Source organism: Mucilaginibacter sp. 320_HR, from assembly GCF_059691875.1.
In genome coordinates this window covers 392,258-410,744 of sequence record NZ_JCAWAI010000002.1, presented here as the reverse complement: position 1 = coordinate 410,744, position 18,487 = coordinate 392,258, and the positions used below count along the sequence as shown (strand labels likewise).

Sequence of the window (18,487 nt, the reverse complement as noted above, 5' to 3'; positions counted from 1 at the left end):
TATAATATGATTTACACTGCAACTATTTACTTTAACCAACTGATGTTTTGCTGTATGTACAGCGGAGAGTCGCGGTTGTAAGTAGTTGAGAATAAAAATATCAGCCTCTTCAGCCGCAGCAGAAGGGGCTTTTTTTTAAGATATAACCAAAACGATATGCAGAGCTTCAGGACAGAACTGGAGAACCCGATAGTAGAGCAGGACATCATAGACCTGGAACGGAAGATACGAGCATTCCGCGAGGGGAAGATCCACGACGAGAAGTTCCGTAGCCTGCGCCTTGCCCGCGGGGTATATGGCCAGCGTCAGCCAGGTGTACAAATGGTACGCATAAAGCTGCCATTTGGTAAGGTCACTTTTAAGCAGTTGTTAAAGATAGCCGACATATCTGATGAATACGGCAGCAGCAACCTGCACCTTACTACCCGCCAGGACATCCAGATACATTATGTAAGCCTCGACCGCACACCACAGCTTTGGGCCGAACTGGAACAAGATGATATAACCCTGCGCGAAGCCTGCGGTAATACTGTCCGAAACGTAACTGCATCCCCTACCGCCGGCATCGATCCAAAAGAACCATTTGACGTTTCGCCCTATGCACAAGCAACGTTCGAGTATTTTCTGCGAAATCCTGTTTGCCAGGAGATGGGCCGCAAATTCAAGATCTCGTTCTCATCAACGGATGACGATACTGCTTTCTCTTACATACATGACCTTGGCTTCATCCCCAAATTAAAAGAGAATGGCGAAAGGGGCTTTAAGGTAATGCTAGGCGGCGGTTTAGGCGCTCAGCCTTTGCTGGCAAGCATAGTAGAGGATTATTTGCCCGAGGATCAGCTGATTCCATACATAGAAGCAATTATCCGTGTGTTCGACCGCTACGGAGAGCGCAATAATCGCAATAAGGCTCGTATGAAGTACCTTATCCAAAAACTAGGTTTAGATGAAGTGCTGCGCCTGGCCAAAGAAGAACGTACCGCATTAAAGGTTAAAACTTACCCTATCAACCGTGATGCTTTAGCCGAGGCACCGCTGCCCGCTGCAACAGAATATCCGCAGGTGTTAATTGCCAATCCTTTTCGTTATGAGCAGTGGCTGTCTACCAATGTTTTCGAACAAAAGCAAACCGGCTTTTACGGCGTATATGTTAAAGTACCTGTAGGCGATATTCCTTCAGACAAAGCCCGCGCGTTTGTTGCAGCCGTGGAACCTTATGTCGGCGACGAGATACGTATTACGCAAAACCAGGGCCTATTACTCAAATACGTTCGTAAAGAAGCACTGCCTGCCTTATACCAGGGCCTGCACGCATTGGATATGGCCGCTCCCGGTTTTGATAGCCTGGCCGATGTTACCACCTGTCCGGGTACAGATACCTGCAACCTGGGCATCAGCAACAGCATGACCATGGCACGGGTGCTGGAAGATGTGATCTATAACGAATACGAGGATTTTATCTATAACCGCGATATCAAGATCAAAATAAGTGGTTGTATGAACAGCTGCGGTCAGCATGGCCTGGCGCATATCGGCTTTCACGGCAGTTCGTTAAAAGCCGGCGCTAAGGTGCTTCCTTCGGTGCAGGTAATGCTTGGCGGTGGCACAGTTGGCGATGGTGTGGGCCGCGCTGCCGAACGGGTGATAAAAGTACCCTCTAAACGTGCAACACATGTTTTAAGAGCGGTACTGAACGACTACAAAGCTTTATCTCACGAGGAAGAACGGTTTAATGATTATTACGACAGACAGGGAAAAGATTACTTCTACCGCCTGTTAAAGCCACTTGCAGATTTGGCCACGCTCACTGATGATGAGTTTGTTGACTGGGGCCATCAGGAAACTTTTGCAACCGCTATTGGCGTGGGCGAATGTGCCGGTGTGGTGATAGACTTGGTAGCAACGCTGCTGTACGAGGCGGACGAAAAACTGGGTTGGGCAAATGGCGCTTATGAAAAAGGCTTGTGGAGCGATGCTATATACCACTCGTACAATACGATGATCAGCGGTGCTAAAGCTTTGCTGTTGGACAAAGGTGTAAACAGCAGCACACAGGCCGGCATTATAAAAGAGTTTGACAATAACTACGTAACAACAGGTGAACTAACCATTGATGGCAGCTTTACAGACCTGGTATTACAAATAAACAAGAACGAACCAACAAAAGAATTTGCAACCGCCTATAAAGAGCAGGCCACGCAGTTCCTGACATTGGTTAAAGAAAAAAGAGAGGCGGTGTTACAGTCATGATCATTACAAAAACAAAGAACACGGTAAAAGAACCACGCATTACGCTGGTTGGTGCTGGCCCCGGCGATGCCGAACTGATCACCATAAAGGGCATAAAAGCTTTGCAAGCTGCCGATGTGGTGCTTTATGATGCCCTGGTGAACGAAGAGCTGCTGGAGTTTGCACCCGAAGGTGCTACCAAGGTTTACGTAGGTAAACGTTCCGGCGATCATTCCTTTTCGCAGGAGAACATCAATAAGCTGATGATAGACTATGCACTTAACTACGGACATGTGGTGCGTTTAAAAGGTGGTGACCCATTTGTTTTTGGCCGGGGTTACGAAGAGCTTGACCACGCTGCCGATTACAGCATTCCCGCCGAAGTCATTCCAGGCATCTCTAGTTCCATTGGTGTACCCGGTCTGCAGGGCATTCCGGTAACCCATCGTGGTTTAAGCGAGAGTTTTTGGGTGGTAACCGGCACCACATCAGAAGGAAAAGTATCTGCCGACCTGTATGAAGCAGCGAAAACCAAAGCAACAGTTGTCGTGCTGATGGGCATTCATAAACTAGCCGAAATAGCGGAGATATTTCGTATCGAAGGCAAACACAGGTTGCCAACCGCGGTAATACAAAGTGGCTCGACCGCTAACGAGAAAGTTGTTGTAGGCATTGTAGACACCATTGCCGAGCTCGCCGAAGAGAACAACATCTCCTCTCCTGCACTGATCGTGTTTGGCGATGTAGTATCGTTACATCCAAAGTTCCAGCCCATCAGGGAATTTTATGACATTGTTGCACAAGAATAACATAACAGAGCCTCAGCCTGAAAAAACGCGCGGAAATGAACTTTTCCCGGTATTTTTAAAGCTGGAAAACCTGCATACGGTGCTTGTTGGCGGTGGTAATGTTGGCTTGGAAAAGCTAACCGCCCTGCTGCAGAACAGCCCTGCTGCAGCAGTTACTGTCGTATCTAAAACTTTCCTGCCGCAAATAGAGGCATTAGCCGGCGGGCACCCGCAGGTGGTGCTTAAACAAAAGGCTTTTGAGGACAGCGATCTTGACGCTGCCGATGTGGTTATTGCAGCTACAAACGATTCTGACCTGAACAAGTACGCGCGGCAGGCGGCACATGATCGTAAGTTGCTGATTAATGTGGCTGACAAGCCGGAGCTATGCGATTTTTATCTTGGCTCTATTGTACAAAAGGGCGACTTAAAATTAGCCATTTCTACAAACGGGAAATCACCCACAGTAGCCAAGCGCCTTAAAGAGGTTTTAAACGAAGCGCTACCTGCAGAGCTTGACATAACCCTGCAACATATGAGCCAGGTACGCAACAACCTCTCTGGCGACTTTGCTCACAAAGTGAAAGAACTTAACAAGGTAACAGCTATTTTGATCGGCGGCGAAAAACCACCCAGCAACAAGCTGCTGAAACTAGTGGTTTGGGGTACGTTTGTCCTGTTCCTGGCAATTACCTTTTCGGCACTGTGGCTTAAAGAGCCTGGTTTTAAAAACTTTGTAGAGCAAATTAACCCGATGTTTTACTATTTTCTCGGTGCAGGCTTTGTATTCGCCCTTATCGATGGAGCTATAGGTATGTCTTACGGTGTTACCTCTACTACCTTTTCTCTGTCCATGGGTATCCCTCCTGCATCTGCCAGTATGGGGGTACATCTATCGGAGATAATGAGCAACGGAATAGCCGGCTGGATGCATTACCGCATGGGTAATGTAAACTGGAAGCTGTTTAAACTATTACTCGTGCCAGGCATTATAGGAGCAGTAACAGGAGCTTACCTGTTATCATCGCTGGAGCATTACGCTCAGTATACTAAGCCGCTGGTATCTGTTTACACGCTGATATTGGGTTCTGTTATATTCATGAAAGCTATCAATCTGAACCGCAAACGTAAAGGCGGAAAGATCAAAAACATATCCTTACTGGGGTTAGGCGGCGGTTTTATCGACGCTGTTGGTGGTGGCGGCTGGGGTTCTATTGTACTCTCCACTTTAATTGCCGGTGGACGCCATCCCCGATTTTCGCTGGGAACGGTAAAACTATCAAGGTTCTTTATCGCCTTAATGGGCTCGCTTACTTTTATTGCCATGCTAAATGGCAAACATTGGGAAGCGGTTGCAGGGTTGATCATCGGCAGTGCACTGGCATCACCTATAGCAGCACGCATATCTAATAAGATCTCCGCGCGGGCAATCATGTTTGCGGTAGCAGTTATTGTAATTTTGATCAGTTTACGCAGTATTACTTTATTTATAACAAAGGTTTTTTAAGTGGCAGATACTACTTACATATCCCAAATAATTGACGGAAAAGATCCGGTGGAAGCTTTACGTGTACTTGCAGCGGAGTTTCAGGGTGAAATTGTTTTTTCTACCAGTTTTGGCTGGGAAGACCAGGTAATTACACACATGATCTTCGCCAATAATATCCCCATCAAGGTTTTCACACTGGAAACCGGTCGCTTGTTCCCCGACACATATTACGTATGGAACCGCACGATGGAGATCTACGGTCAACCTATTCATGCCTATTATCCTGTGCACCACCTGTTAGAGGATATGGTGAACCGCAAAGGGCCAAACAGTTTTTATGAGTCGGTAGAAAACCGTAAAGAATGCTGTGGAATTCGCAAGATAGAACCACTTCACCGTGCTCTGGCGGGCAACAAGCTTTGGGTAACAGGCATACGTGCAGAGCAATCCCCCAACCGGGAAGACATGACTGATGTAGAATGGGATGGCGGTAACAACCTGTTCAAGTTCCACCCTATTTTCAACTGGACCTTGGAGGATGTCAAGGCATACATCAAACTACATAATATACCTTACAATACGCTGCATGACCGCGGCTTCCCGAGCATAGGCTGTGCACCCTGCACCCGTGCTGTACAACCGGGAGAAGATTTTAGGGCCGGGCGATGGTGGTGGGAAGATCAAAGTAAAAAAGAGTGCGGCCTGCACTCGCATGCAGTAGAACTAAATGATTTAAAAGAATGAGCAGACACCGGTTAGATCACCTGGACGAGTTAGAAGCAGAGGCCATATACATTTTGCGCGAAGTAGCCGGGCAGTTTGAAAAACCTGCGTTGCTGTTTTCCGGCGGTAAGGATTCCATTACGCTGGTACACCTTGCACTTAAAGCATTTCGCCCGGGTAAGTTCCCTTTCCCGCTGGTACATATAGACACCGGCCATAACTTTGAGGAAACCATTATCTACCGCGATGAGATGATCGCCCGCATAGGTGAAAAATTAATCATAGGCCATGTGCAGGACAGTATAAACGAAGGAAAAGTAATTGAGCAAAAGGGTAAGAACGCCAGTCGCAATGCGCTGCAAACGGTCACCCTGTTAGACACCATTGCCAAGCATGGATTTGATGCCTGTATAGGGGGTGCCCGCCGTGACGAGGAAAAAGCACGCGCTAAAGAGCGCATCTTCTCTGTACGCGACGAGTTTGGCCAATGGGATCCTAAACGCCAGCGCCCTGAGTTGTGGAATATTTACAACGGCAAGATACACAAGGGCGAGAACGTACGCGTTTTCCCGATAAGCAACTGGACAGAACTCGACGTTTGGAATTACATCCGAAGGGAAAATATTCCATTACCTACTATTTACTTCGCCCACCAAAGGGATTGCATTACCCGCAATGGCCAATTAATGGCGGCTTCCCCATTTCTGAATATGGATGAGGAAGATGTGGTTACCCGAAAGAACGTGCGATTCCGTACTGTTGGCGACATGACCTGCACAGCGGCAGTGGAATCTTACGCGTTCGAGATAGATGATATTATCGACGAGATTGCATCCTCTAAAATAAGTGAACGCGGCGCCCGAATGGACGACAAGGTAAGCGAGGCCGCAATGGAGGAACGAAAAAAAGGTGGGTATTTTTAACTAAATCTGAAATCTAATATCCAAATAGATGGACATACTAAAATTTATAACGGCAGGCAGTGTAGATGACGGCAAAAGCACGTTGATAGGTCGCCTTTTGTACGATAGTGAGGCAATACTTGCAGATCAGCTGGAGGCCCTTCACGCGTCTAACCGTAAAAACGACGACGGCACTATAGATCTTGCAATACTTACAGACGGCCTTAAAGCCGAACGCGAGCAAGGGATCACCATCGATGTAGCTTACAAATACTTTGACACCGACAAACGTAAGTTTATTATAGCTGACGCACCAGGACATATACAGTACACCCGTAATATGGTTACTGGTGCAAGTAACGCCGGTTTGGCCATTATTTTAGTTGATGCTCGCAAGGGCGTGGTCGAACAAACTACCCGGCACTCTTTCCTTGTATCGCTGTTGCAGATACCGCAAGTGGTAGTAGCGATAAACAAAATGGACATGGTTGGCTACAACGAGGATGTTTTCAATAAGATTGTAGCTGATTACAAAGTGCTGGCAGGTAAGGTGGGCTTAACCAATGTAACTTACATTCCGGTGAGTGCTTTGAAAGGCGATAATATTGTGTATCCATCGTCAAACATGAGCTGGTATATTGGCGACAGCCTTTTGAGCCACCTGGAAAACGTAGAAATTAAGATAGATGATCTTTCGTCACACGCGAGGTTGCCGGTGCAATGGGTAGTACGCCCGCAAACAGAGGAATTGCATGACTATCGGGGCTACGCAGGGAGGGTATCCAGCGGATCGTTCAGGGTTAACGATAAGGTTACCGTTCTCCCATCCGGTTTCAGCTCTATAGTATCCAAAATAGAACTGTATGAGAAGCAGCCCTACGAAGCAGTTGCCGGCATGTCGGTAACTTTGCACCTGGCAGATAATATCGACATTAGCCGGGGCGACATTATAGTGAGCAGTGCCGGCCAGCCGCAAGTGTCAAACCTCATAGAGGCCGACCTTTGCTGGATGGACACACGAGTTTTAGACACGTCCCTCACCTATCTGGTTCAGCACAATACCAAAACAGTACGCTGCAAAATAAGTGAAGTGCTGTATAAAGTAAATATCAACACGTTGGAGAAAGATTTTGATGAGGAGTTTAAGCTAAACGATATTGGCCGCGTGGTCATCAAAACTGCCGAACCGCTGGCGTTTGATCCTTACCAGGTCAATAAAGCTAACGGTGGCGCTATCATGATTGACAGCCGCACAAATGTCACCGTAGGCGCGCTTATGCTGCGCCAGGCTGTGGACTAACCAAGGAGAATTATCAATTATATACTCAGTTAAGTGAAAACCCCGGCAAGGTGCAACTTGTACGGGGTTTATTGTTTAATAATTTGTTGTAATGTACGATTTTCACAAGTGGCATTAATTCACCCTTTGGGTAATAAAAAAAAGCGGGCAGCTCGCCCGCCCGCTTTTCTAAAACTAAATTAAACCTAAAAACAATTTTAAATATTATTGCGGACGCTGACCGCTGAGCAGTCCGTCCAGCGTTACAGATACATAGTAGATGCCGCCAATGGTTGGTCCGCCGGCATACTGTATATAACGCTTGTTAAATATATCTGTAGCCCCCAGCTTGAAAGTAGCATAGTAAACTGGTACATGGTAGGTAACCTGGGCATCAACGGTGTGTATAGCCGGCACTGTACCGGTTACCAGCGGGCTCTCCCACAGGTAAGATTCCTGCCATTTATAAACAATGTTAAAGCCGAAGTTTTTTACCACCTCACGATTACCGAACGACAGGTTGCCAGACCACTTTGGTGTATTGAAGCCCGTCACAAAGATGTCCGACGACTTTTGTGCTTTAAGCTTGTTAAAACTAGCATTTCCAGACACCGTATAACGTTTATAGAAATTATAGGTAAGCCCTACGGATGAGCCATAATTGTTGTAAACATTTTTAGCGTTGGTATAAACACGGTAGCGGCTTTGGCCCTGGCTAGCAGCATTGGTTGCGGTAGCTGTTGTAGGGTCTCTGTTTGCGTCGAGCATAGCCAATACTGCGGCGTCTGTACCAACTGTTGTTCCATTTGGAACAAACACCTGTACCTGCCCTAAAAAGCCGTTGTAGCGGTTGGCATAAGCATCTACATCTAAAAACACTTTATTATCCAGTAATATGCCTTTGTAGCCAACTTCAAATGAGGTAATCTGCTCCGGGCGGGCTTTTGGAAGATCGGCTACCTGCAGCAGGCCGCGGTTTTTTAATGCAGTGGCATCGTCACTTGTAGTTGACTGTGCCTTTACCGCGGCATTAAAGGCCGTTACTGATGATTGCGTATAGCTATTATCCAGATAGCCCAATCCCTCGTTGATGAAGCCCAGGCTACCTACGCGTTTAACACGGCCGTTGTTCACGTATGATAACGCTTCAAACAAGGATGGGAAGCGATACCCATTCTGGAAAGTAAACCTGAAGTTATGGTTTTGGTTGGGCGAATAAACGGCCGCCAAACGAGGGGTAAACTTTGGGTCGAAGTAAGGGTTATAATCCCAGCGTACAGAGCCAAACAGCTTTAGTTTCTCATCAAAAAAGGTCTTGGTTACCTGTGTAAAAGCACCGTATTTCTTATATATCACATTATCGCCAAAGCTACCGTCTTCAAGGGGTTTGTTTCTGTCGGCAATAGATCTGTTAAAATCTACAAAGTTGTTTCCATCCGGGATAATCTGGTAAACCCTTACGTCACCGCCTACCAGCAGATCTACAAATTTCACCTTGCTGCTTAAATCCCACTGTGCTTCGCCGTTGAACAAGTGGCTTTTTTGTACCAGAGCTGCACCACCGGTTACAGGCGCATCCGGTATAAGGCTGGATTTTATGTCCCAGTTGTTAATGCCGATAATAGTTTTACGCAATGCATCAAACTCGGGGGTACCCGGTTCTACCCTACCTTTGTCGGCAGCAGCGCGGGCGAAGGCTTCGGCAGCAGCCAAGTTTGTTGCTTTCAAGCCACCATTAGCATTAGCATACGTAGTAAGTGCGTTTTTAAAGGTAGTGCCCCACGCCGAGTTGCTGGCATGGTTCAGGTCCAGATTATCAGCCAACGGTTTTACGTTAAAAGAGTTACCGGTTTTCTCGATGGATTCATACCCCCTTATCAGGAAGTCTTTGCCCTTTAGTTCCACTTTATGGTTCTGTACGCTTGCGCCATTAAGTGATATTTTGTTGCCCCTTTGGAAAACACCATCCATCTTGCCATAACGGTAAGTGTAAGATAGCGTAGTGTTCGGTGTAAGCTTATAAGCAAGTGTACCATCTAGTTTCAGGTTGCTCACTCTTGGGCTTACCAGGTCCACCTCGTTATAGCCCGTACGTGCAACAGTAAGATTTGGCCGGGCAACGCCATCAACCGTAATGCCCTTTATAGATACTGTATTACTGCCGGCAAGCGCATCATCGCCATATTTGTTCCAGCCATCGTAAGCAGCGTTGCTGTTACCCGTAAGTTCCGGGTAGGCCGGATTGGCCGTTTTCAGGTTAGTTGGGTTTTGATCCAGCCGGGTGTCCGACTGCCAGTCCTTCCCTGTCAGGTAACTGGCATTCACCTTAAACGCGAACTTGTCGTTCCACGCTTTAGCAAACCGGAAAGCATCCTCGTTTATTGCACTTGCACCAAGGCGCGGATCGTCTACATGGTTGATGCCGGTACGATGATAAAAACTCACTCCCTGGTACTTAAATGGATCCTTAGTGAACAGGTTTGATAAACCGTTAATGGCGTTAGTACCGTACAACGCTGCAGCTGCGCCGGGCGTAATTTCAATACTGGCGATATCCAGTTCGGTAGGGCCAATCGCGTTGCCGAGGGGTACGCCCAGCGTAGCCGACTGCATATCTACCCCGTCGGCCAATTGCATAAACCTGAAGTTGTTAGGGCTGTTAAAGCCCCGGGTGTTAGGCACTTTAAGGGTGATGCTGGTAGTGGTCATTTGCACACCTTTTACATTCTCCAAAGCGTCGTAAAAGCTTGGCCCGGGCGATTGCTTTAGTGCGTTAATGCTTAGCTTTTCAATGGCAACCGGCGAACGCAACAGCTTTTCTTCCCGGCGCGATGCGGTAACCACAACTTCGTTTAACAACAAAGATTGGGAGGTGAGTTGAATATTGACTGCGCTGTTAGCATTCCTGATCAGGAACTCCTGTGGCTGGTAGCCCACTGCTGTAAACACCAGTGTAAACGGAAGTTTAGCACTTGTAGTAAGCGAGAATTTACCGGTGCTATCTGTAACAGCGGCGTTAGTGGTTCCTTTTATAGTTACGGTTGTACCAACAAGCGGTTTGCCCTGGTCGCTGTTTACTTTGCCGCTTAAAATGTAACTTCCGTTAAGTTGCGCATTTGCCAGCGCGGGGACAAGGAGCAAAAAGAGCGCAATTAGTTTAAAAAATTTCGTAGAAATAGTCATGGTATAAGGTTGAAGAAAGGTATGTTAATACTATTATTTGATGTTAATAAGGCCATTAACAACAACAGCACGCAGCAGGGCGCTGCATGTAAGACATTGGTATTGATGTGCAAGCAAGTAAATAATACATTGTCTATAGAATAAGTAGACAAATATATAGATAATATTGCTTCTTCAAATAATTTTTGAAAAAAGACAATTCATCCCCGGCTCCCTGTCTCCGCTATTGCGGAAAGAGGAGGTGCTGTCTGTCACTTTATGAGCTCCGCTTTGCTAGTCTACTCCCCCCCTGCCCCCTTTCTCCGCTATCGCGGAAAGAGGGGGTGCTGTCTGTAATATATTACATAGTATAATGATTTCGTGTTTTAAACCCTCTCTGCCCGTAGCGAAGGGAGGGTCGGCGAGCGACAGCGTTGCCGGGGTGAGTTGATAACCGAGGGGTGCTAAGGATGTTCCTCTTCTCTTCCACCCTCTTTGCGCGCAGCGGAGAGAGGGTCGGCTAGCGATAGCGTTGCCGGGGTGAGTTGGTAAGCCACCTACAACTATTCGCTAAAAAGACTAGCTTTGTTCTGCTAACACCTTTTATGATACTTGAAAACGAAAATTTTAAGCTTGATGTTACTTCCGAGATAGGACGCCTGCGGGTGCTGTTAATTCACAGTCCGGATAGCGGCTTGGGCAAAGTGGTGCCCTCAAAAGCGCAGGATTGGTTGTTCGAAGACATTGTGCACCTGGATACCATGCGTACGGGGGAGTACGATTACTACATTAAATTGCTGATGTACTTCCTTGATCCGGGTAAGATAAAGGGTAAACTGGCCGAGATAGATAACCCGGAAAGTAAACGGGCTTTTTTTAAGCCTGATAATGAGGCTTTTCACAATTCAGGCAAGGTGGTGGAGATACAAACCCTGCTCAGCGACATTTTACAGCAGAAAGATATCCGTAAGAAACTTGTCGCAGCGGTGTGCGCTATTGAGGGGTGTACGTATCGTTTGCAGTTACAGCTGATAGACATAGAGCCGGTAGAGTTGGCAAAAATATTCATCTCCGGATCATTGAATGATGAGCAGATGATCTTTGCTCCCATACCAAACATGATATTTTCTCGCGACATTGGTATTGCCATAAACAACCATATGCTGCTTAATAAGCCTGCAAAAAAGGCTCGTGCCCGCGAAACCTTGCTCGTGAAGTACATATTCTTTAACCATCCGCTGTTCGAAGGTTATCGGAACAACATACTGGAGATACCAGATACCGTACAGCACTTTTTACGCCCCGGAGAAGAACAGGAAGGCAAAACTACACTGGAGGGCGGCGACGTGATGATGGTTAGTCCACAGCATTTACTTATAGGCTGCAGTGAACGTACATCTGTAAGCGGCGCTAACGAAGCCATAAAACTGCTGTTCGCAAACAATGTAGTTGAGAAGGTAACAGTAGTTAAAATCCCTCATAAGCGGGATTACATGCACATTGATACGGTATTTACCCAGGTAAAACGCAACGTATGGGTGTTACTGCGCTCGCTTACAATAGCAGAACCGGCACAGGATGAAAGTGAACCGATTGCCTGGTTTGCCGATAAGAAGAACAAGGATAAACCAGAGATAGTACAGTTTCGCAAGGGTAAAAAGCCTAAAACTTTTGGTACGCTGGAAGCATTGCTGGACAACATCAGCCAAAAGGACCTGCAAAGCACCGAGCCGACAAGATTCATCTATTCGGGTAATGACGAGTTTCCGTTTGATGCCCGTGAACAATGGACGGACAGCTGTAACCTGCTTGCGCTGAAAGAAGGCGTAGTATTGGGTTATGACCGCAATGATAAAACGGTTGCGGCATTTCAGAAAAGCGGTTTCGAGATCATTAAAGTGCAGGAGCTGCTTCAAAAGTTTGAGGCCGGCGAACTGACCCCCCAGGAAATGACTGACACGCTCATTCTCATGCCTTCAGCAGAGCTTTCGCGTGCCCGGGGAGGTTTCCATTGCATGAGTATGCCATTAATGAGGGACAAGGTCCACTAAGTGTCAGCCAACCATATACCATTATTCTATATCTGATTCAGACACATGCAAACTACCAGTAATCTTTTGATGATACGCCCGGTTAACTTCAGGTTTAATACGCAAACGGCCGACAGTAATGCTTTCCAGGTTCAGGGCGCAGATCAAAGCACTGTTCAGCAGAAAGCTCTGGCAGAATTTGACAGGTTTGTGCAGATTCTGCGTGATAACGGCGTGAATGTTACCGTAATAGAGGACACACCTGAACCACATACCCCGGACTCTATCTTTCCTAACAATTGGATCAGTTTTCATGATAACGGCGACATTATCCTTTACCCTATGCAGGCCGAGAACCGCAGGTTGGAACGCCGGGAAGACATCATCAGGCAACTGGAAGAAAACTTTAAGGCCAACCATGTAATAGACCTGAGCAGGTTTGAGGTGAAGGAACAATTTTTGGAAGGCACCGGCAGCATGGTGCTGGACAGGGAGAACAAAATAGCTTACGCCTGTATTTCGCCCCGAACGAATGCTGAAGTGCTAAAAGCCTTTTGCGAATACACCGGCTACACGGCAGTTACCTTTGTAGCGCATGACCAGGGTGGAAAAGCGATTTACCACACCAATGTACTTATGTGTGTAGGCAGTCGGTTTGCAGTAATATGTTTAAGCAGTATATCAAACGCAGATGAACAGGATGCGGTTATCGCGTCGTTGATATTCAGCGGTAAAGAAGTCATCAACATCAGCTTTGATCAGATGGCTCATTTTGCGGGTAACATGCTGGAGGTAAAAAACGCTCAGGGAGCAAGTTTGATCGTGATGTCACAAACGGCGTTTAACTCCCTTAATGATGAACAGAAAGTCACATTAGGAAAATATGGTGAGCTTGTTTATGCTGATATAAGCACAATTGAAACAAACGGCGGCGGCAGCGCAAGGTGCATGATGGCCGAAGTACACCTGGAAGCCATATAGAAATTCATTGTAACAGCATAATACTGATACAAGTCGTATTTTACATTATTATCTGATTTTCAGATATGTGAGTAACTTTAGTTAAAGTATTACTACTGTAACATACTTGAAAAAACTGTAACATGAAAAACAGCTAAATATCTATTAAGCAACGTTTTATATCATTTTTGAACATGAAAGGTGTATCACGTGTAACACCTTATCATGTTACAGTAGTTCACAACAAATTACAATCTGCCCACAAAAAATGCGCTAATAAAGTGGCAAAATATCCGTTTAAAAATTACATTTTTGCCAAAATTTTAAAGAATGCAGAGTTACCAGGAATTTCTTGACCTGAGTGTTGGTTTCCCGCAAGATGGCTTCGAGATCATCGACGATGAACTTTACTTTCAGGACCTTAACCTGATGGAAATGATAGAGACATACGGCACGCCGTTACGCTTTACTTACCTGCCTATGGTATCCAAAAAGATACAGCAGGCTAAGTTACTTTTCCAGCAGGCCATTGTTAAAAATAACTACCGCGGCAGCTACAAATATTGCTACTGTACTAAAAGCTCGCACTTTCGCCATATTGTAGAAGAGGCTTTACGCAACGACATACACCTTGAAACATCGTCAGCATTCGATATGCCGATGATAGATGCGCTGGAGAAGAAAGGCGCATTGAGCAAGGATATGACGGTTATATGTAACGGCTTTAAAACCTTTCAGTATAAGCAGTATATCATTGATATGCTTCATGACGGATTTAAGAACATTATACCTGTACTGGATAACAAAGAAGAGTTCAACCTGTACGACGATGAGATCGAGATGGACACTCCATGTAACCTCGGTATTCGTATAGCAGCTGAGGAGCAACCTGATTCACAGTTCTACACCTCACGCCTTGGCGTTCGTATGGAAGACGTGATAGACTTCTACCACAACAAAATTGAGGATAATCCCAACTTTCAGGTAAAACTGCTGCACTTCTTCATTAATTCCGGCATCTCTGATACGCCATATTACTGGAACGAACTGGAGAAGTACGTAACACTATACTGCAAATTCAAAAAGGTGAACCCTCATTTGGATACGCTGGATATCGGTGGCGGTATGCCGTTCAAGGATTCACTGGTGTTTGATTTCGACTACGAGTACATGATCAATGAGATTGTTAGCCGTATAAAAGAGATCTGCGCTGAGAACGACACGATAGAACCGGATATTATCACAGAGTTTGGTAAATACACCGTTGCAGAAGCATCTGGCATTTTATACAAAGTACTGGGCCGCAAACAGCAAAACGACCGCGAACGCTGGTTGATGCTGGATGGTTCTTTCATCACCAACCTGCCGGATGTTTGGGCGCTTAACCAAAAATACATTTTGCTGCCGGTAAATAACTGGGATAGCGAGTACGAGCGTGTTAACCTTGGTGGCATCACCTGCGACGGTCAGGATTACTACAATCAGGAAGCGCATATGAATAGCGTATTCATGCCTAAAACCCGTAAGGTGCAGTATCTCGGCTTTTTCAATACAGGTGCCTATCAGGAAGTATTAAGCGGATATGGTGGTATACACCATTGCCTGCTGCCATCTCCAAAGCACGTTATCATACGTCGCAATCGCGATGAAACTTTCAATTTTGAAGTATTCGGCGAAGAACAGAATAGCAAACAAGTATTAAAGATATTAGGTTATACTACTTAAGTAGATTACCTAGCACTTCTAAAGCATCGCAAACAGCGATGCTTTTTTGTTTATACATACCCGAGACATGTTACCTGTCGCATTTATAAACGCAGCAACGTACTCAACTAAATAAAACTTGCTATTTTGCGTTATTGAAACAAATTAACTTCAATCATAAATGAGATCAGTTTTACGCGGCGTGCCGGTTGTATTTGTCCTGCTGTTTACATTGAACGCATGGGCGCAAAAAAAAGAAAAGCCGCTTAAGAAAAAAGAGCTCACCCAATTTGTAGATCCATTTATAGGCACAGGCGGTCACGGCCACACTTACCCGGGCGCAGTGGTACCGTTCGGCATGGTTCAGTTAAGTCCAGATACGCGGTTGGAAGGCTGGGACGGCTCATCAGGTTATCATTACAACGATACCACCGTTTATGGATTTTCTCATACCCACTTAAGTGGTACCGGAATTGCCGACTACTGCGACGTGCTGTTTATGCCTACTATTGGCGAACCAAAGCTAAAGAATACCGATTATCGCTCCGGTTTTAACAAAAAGAATGAAACTGCCGCACCAGGCTATTACAGCACCAGGCTTAATAAGTATAACATAGATGTTGAACTAACAGCTACAACCCGCGTTGGTGTACATAAGTACGACTACCCCACTACAGACAAAGCAAATATCATTATAGACCTGCAGCACCGCGACGAGGTTTTAGATTCATGGATAGAGGTGGTTAACGATCATGAGATCCGCGGGTATCGTCGTTCTAAATCGTGGGCAAATGATCAGCACCTCTTCTTTTATGCAAAGTTTTCTAAGCCCTTTAAAACCTACGGCATAGCTCTGAACGATCAGTTACAGCAAGGCAAGAATAAGATGCAGGGTAAAAACATCAAGATGTACATACAATTTGATAACCCCGGCGAGGTAGTTTCCAAAGTTGGTATATCATCAGTAAGTGCAGAAGGCGCTTTAAAGAACCTTGATACGGAGGTACCCGATTTTGACTTTAAAAAAATTGTAAAGGCAGCCAAAGCTACCTGGAACAACGAGCTTAATAAGATACAGGTTGAAGGCGGTGCACCACCGAACTCAAGGCCGGCACAGCAAACCAATGCTTACGGCTATCCTACTAACACAGCTAAACAGGTTCAGCTTCCGGATCAGGCACATAAAAAGCAGGTTATATTTTATACCGCTCTTTATCACTGTATGGTTGCGCCAAATATCTACAACGATGTAGATGGTCAATATCGGGGGCTTGATCAAAAGATACACACGGCAGAGGGCTTTAACTACTATACGGTATTTTCCTTATGGGATACTTTTAGGGCAGAAAACCCCTTATTAAACCTGATAGACCGTAAGCGCACCTCGGATTTCATTAAAAGCTTTTTGGCAATGTATGACCAAGGCGGCCTTCTTCCTATATGGCCATTGGCTTCAAACGAAACCTATTGCATGGTGGGCAACCACTCTATTCCTGTTATTGTTGATGCGTATGCAAAAGGGATAAGAGACTTTGATGCGGAAAAAGCATTTACGGCTATGAAGGCTGCTGTAAACCGCAACCAGTTTGGCTTAGACAACTACCGCAGCACAGGCGCCGTTAACGGCGATGTTGAACATGAATCAGTGTCTAAAACTCTTGAATATGCCTACGACGACTGGTGTATTGCTCAAATGGCAAAAATGCTAAACAAGCCACAGGAATATACCGAGTATATCAAGCGGGCTCAATACTGGAAGAACGTTTTTAACAACGAGAATAACTTCATGCAGGCGCGTGATAACGGTGGTTGGTATGCTCCATTTGAGCCAACGGAGATCAATAACAACTACACCGAAGGCAATAGCTGGCAATACACCTTTTTGGTTCCGCAGGACGTTAGCGGGTTAATGAAGTATATGGGTGGACGGCTTAACCTAGAAATGAAACTGGATGAACTGTTTAGCACCAACGCCAAGCTAAGCGGACGAGAACAGGCAGATGTTACCGGGTTAATAGGTCAGTACGCGCATGGCAACGAACCAAGCCATCATATTGCGTACCTCTACAACTTTACCAACTCACCCGACAAAACACAATATTACCTCAACAGGATCTTAAACGAGCAATATAACGACAAGCCTGATGGCCTGTCTGGTAACGAGGACTGCGGGCAGATGTCTGCGTGGTATGTGATGAGTTGCCTGGGCTTTTACAACATTGCCACAGGTCAGCAGCAATACCTTGTGGGTACCCCGCAATTCGAGTCGATCGTGATCAGCCTGGAGAATGGTAAGCGCTTTAACATCAGCAACCCGGGCGCTACAGTAAGCCGTCAGAATTATTATCTGCAAGGCATGAATCTGAATAAGTCTTCATACAATAAGCTTTACCTGGATTATGAAACGATAGCAAAAGGCGGCGACTTTGAAGTATTCACCGGCAGGTTGGCCAACAAGCTGTTTGTGCAGGATCTGGAAAAGCCAACATCAGCCATTACCGACGAATTAATTGTTCCTAATCCCTACATTATATCGGGTACAAAAACTTTCAAACAGCCTATTACTGTAGAGATTAAATGTGCCGACAGCCTGGCTAAAATTTATTACACACTGGATGGCAGCACACCATCAGCATCATCGGCTCAATATAATAAACCCATACAAATACTGGTAAATACTACGGTAAAGGCGATTGCCTTGAATAATGGCCGGGAAAGTTTTGTAGATCAAGCAACGTTTACTAAAATCCGAAGCGATATCAAATTAACGTTGATTAATAAGTATCTGCCCAACTACTCGGCCCAGGGCGACGAGACTTTGATTAATGGTATACACGGCACAGCCAACTGGCGGCTGGGTAACTGGCAGGGTTACCAGGGAAAAGACCTTGAAGCAGTGATAGACATGGGCCAGAGCAAACCCATAAAGCAATTAAGCCTGGGTACACTGCAAGACTCGCGCGCATGGATCGTATTCCCCAAGTATGTAGAGTATTGGACATCTGAGGACGGCAAGAACTACAAACTTGCATCGAGGGTAAACACAAAGACAGCGGTAGACAACCTTGATGTAAGTACTCAGGAGTTCACTGCCACAGTAAACACCAAAGCCCGCTATATAAAAATAATAGCCAAACAATACGGCCCTTTACCTGACTGGCACGAAAGCAAAGGAAACCCATCCTACATTTTTGCCGATGAAATAACGATACAATAAACAG

12 protein-coding genes are annotated in these 18,487 nt (G+C 45.8%); 11 read left to right on the top strand and 1 reads right to left on the bottom strand.

Annotation, left to right across the window (positions count from 1 at the left end; translation table 11 throughout):
- The first annotated feature begins 156 nt into the window (after positions 1–156).
- The 6 genes from AC59GT_RS07380 to AC59GT_RS07355 are packed head-to-tail and all read left to right on the top strand — an operon-like array spanning position 157 to position 7,431.
- Positions 157–2,250 carry a ferredoxin-like domain-containing protein gene (locus tag AC59GT_RS07380; protein ID WP_497237029.1) on the top strand — a complete coding sequence of 698 codons (2,094 nt, stop codon included), beginning with the start codon at positions 157–159 and terminating at the stop codon, positions 2,248–2,250.
- Positions 2,247–3,038: a uroporphyrinogen-III C-methyltransferase gene (gene cobA / locus AC59GT_RS07375; RefSeq protein ID WP_497237028.1), complete on the top strand. Its 792-nt coding sequence runs from the start codon at positions 2,247–2,249 to the stop codon at positions 3,036–3,038. Before AC59GT_RS07380 ends, cobA begins: the two co-directional genes overlap by 4 nt.
- On the top strand, positions 3,016–4,524 hold the full coding sequence (locus AC59GT_RS07370) for a TSUP family transporter (protein ID WP_497237027.1): 1,509 nt from the start codon (positions 3,016–3,018) through the stop codon (positions 4,522–4,524). The genes cobA and AC59GT_RS07370 overlap by 23 nt, the downstream gene beginning before the upstream one ends.
- A complete protein-coding gene (locus AC59GT_RS07365) occupies positions 4,525–5,250 on the top strand; it encodes a phosphoadenylyl-sulfate reductase (RefSeq protein WP_497237026.1) in 726 nt (241 codons plus the stop codon).
- Positions 5,247–6,152 (top strand): sulfate adenylyltransferase subunit CysD, encoded by a 906-nt coding sequence (gene cysD, locus AC59GT_RS07360; RefSeq protein ID WP_497237025.1) that lies wholly within the window; start codon positions 5,247–5,249, stop codon positions 6,150–6,152. Before AC59GT_RS07365 ends, cysD begins: the two co-directional genes overlap by 4 nt.
- A gap of 28 nt (positions 6,153–6,180) precedes the next feature.
- Positions 6,181–7,431, top strand: a complete 1,251-nt coding sequence (locus tag AC59GT_RS07355; protein WP_497237024.1) for a sulfate adenylyltransferase subunit 1 — start codon at positions 6,181–6,183, stop codon at positions 7,429–7,431.
- Between the two features lie 204 nt (positions 7,432–7,635).
- Here the strand turns inward: AC59GT_RS07355 and AC59GT_RS07350 are convergent, their stop codons facing one another.
- Positions 7,636–10,593, bottom strand: coding sequence for a TonB-dependent receptor (locus tag AC59GT_RS07350; protein WP_497237023.1), 2,958 nt, complete (start codon positions 10,591–10,593; stop codon positions 7,636–7,638).
- Positions 10,594–11,177: 584 nt separating this feature from the next.
- Here AC59GT_RS07350 and AC59GT_RS07345 point away from each other — a divergent pair.
- The 5 genes from AC59GT_RS07345 to AC59GT_RS07325 all read left to right on the top strand — a co-directional run bounded on the left by AC59GT_RS07345 (position 11,178) and on the right by AC59GT_RS07325 (position 18,483).
- Positions 11,178–12,623 carry an arginine deiminase family protein gene (locus AC59GT_RS07345; RefSeq protein ID WP_497237022.1) on the top strand — a complete coding sequence of 482 codons (1,446 nt, stop codon included), beginning with the start codon at positions 11,178–11,180 and terminating at the stop codon, positions 12,621–12,623.
- A gap of 45 nt (positions 12,624–12,668) precedes the next feature.
- Positions 12,669–13,583 (top strand): citrulline utilization hydrolase CtlX, encoded by a 915-nt coding sequence (ctlX, locus tag AC59GT_RS07340; protein ID WP_497237021.1) that lies wholly within the window; start codon positions 12,669–12,671, stop codon positions 13,581–13,583.
- A 173-nt stretch (positions 13,584–13,756) separates the two neighbouring features.
- Entirely contained in the window at positions 13,757–13,918 is a 162-nt protein-coding gene (locus AC59GT_RS07335) for a hypothetical protein (RefSeq protein ID WP_497237020.1), read from the top strand.
- A complete protein-coding gene (locus AC59GT_RS07330) occupies positions 13,893–15,287 on the top strand; it encodes an arginine decarboxylase (RefSeq protein ID WP_117381812.1) in 1,395 nt (464 codons plus the stop codon). The genes AC59GT_RS07335 and AC59GT_RS07330 overlap by 26 nt, the downstream gene beginning before the upstream one ends.
- A gap of 160 nt (positions 15,288–15,447) precedes the next feature.
- On the top strand, positions 15,448–18,483 hold the full coding sequence (locus AC59GT_RS07325) for a GH92 family glycosyl hydrolase (protein ID WP_497237019.1): 3,036 nt from the start codon (positions 15,448–15,450) through the stop codon (positions 18,481–18,483).
- Positions 18,484–18,487: the final 4 nt, after the last annotated feature.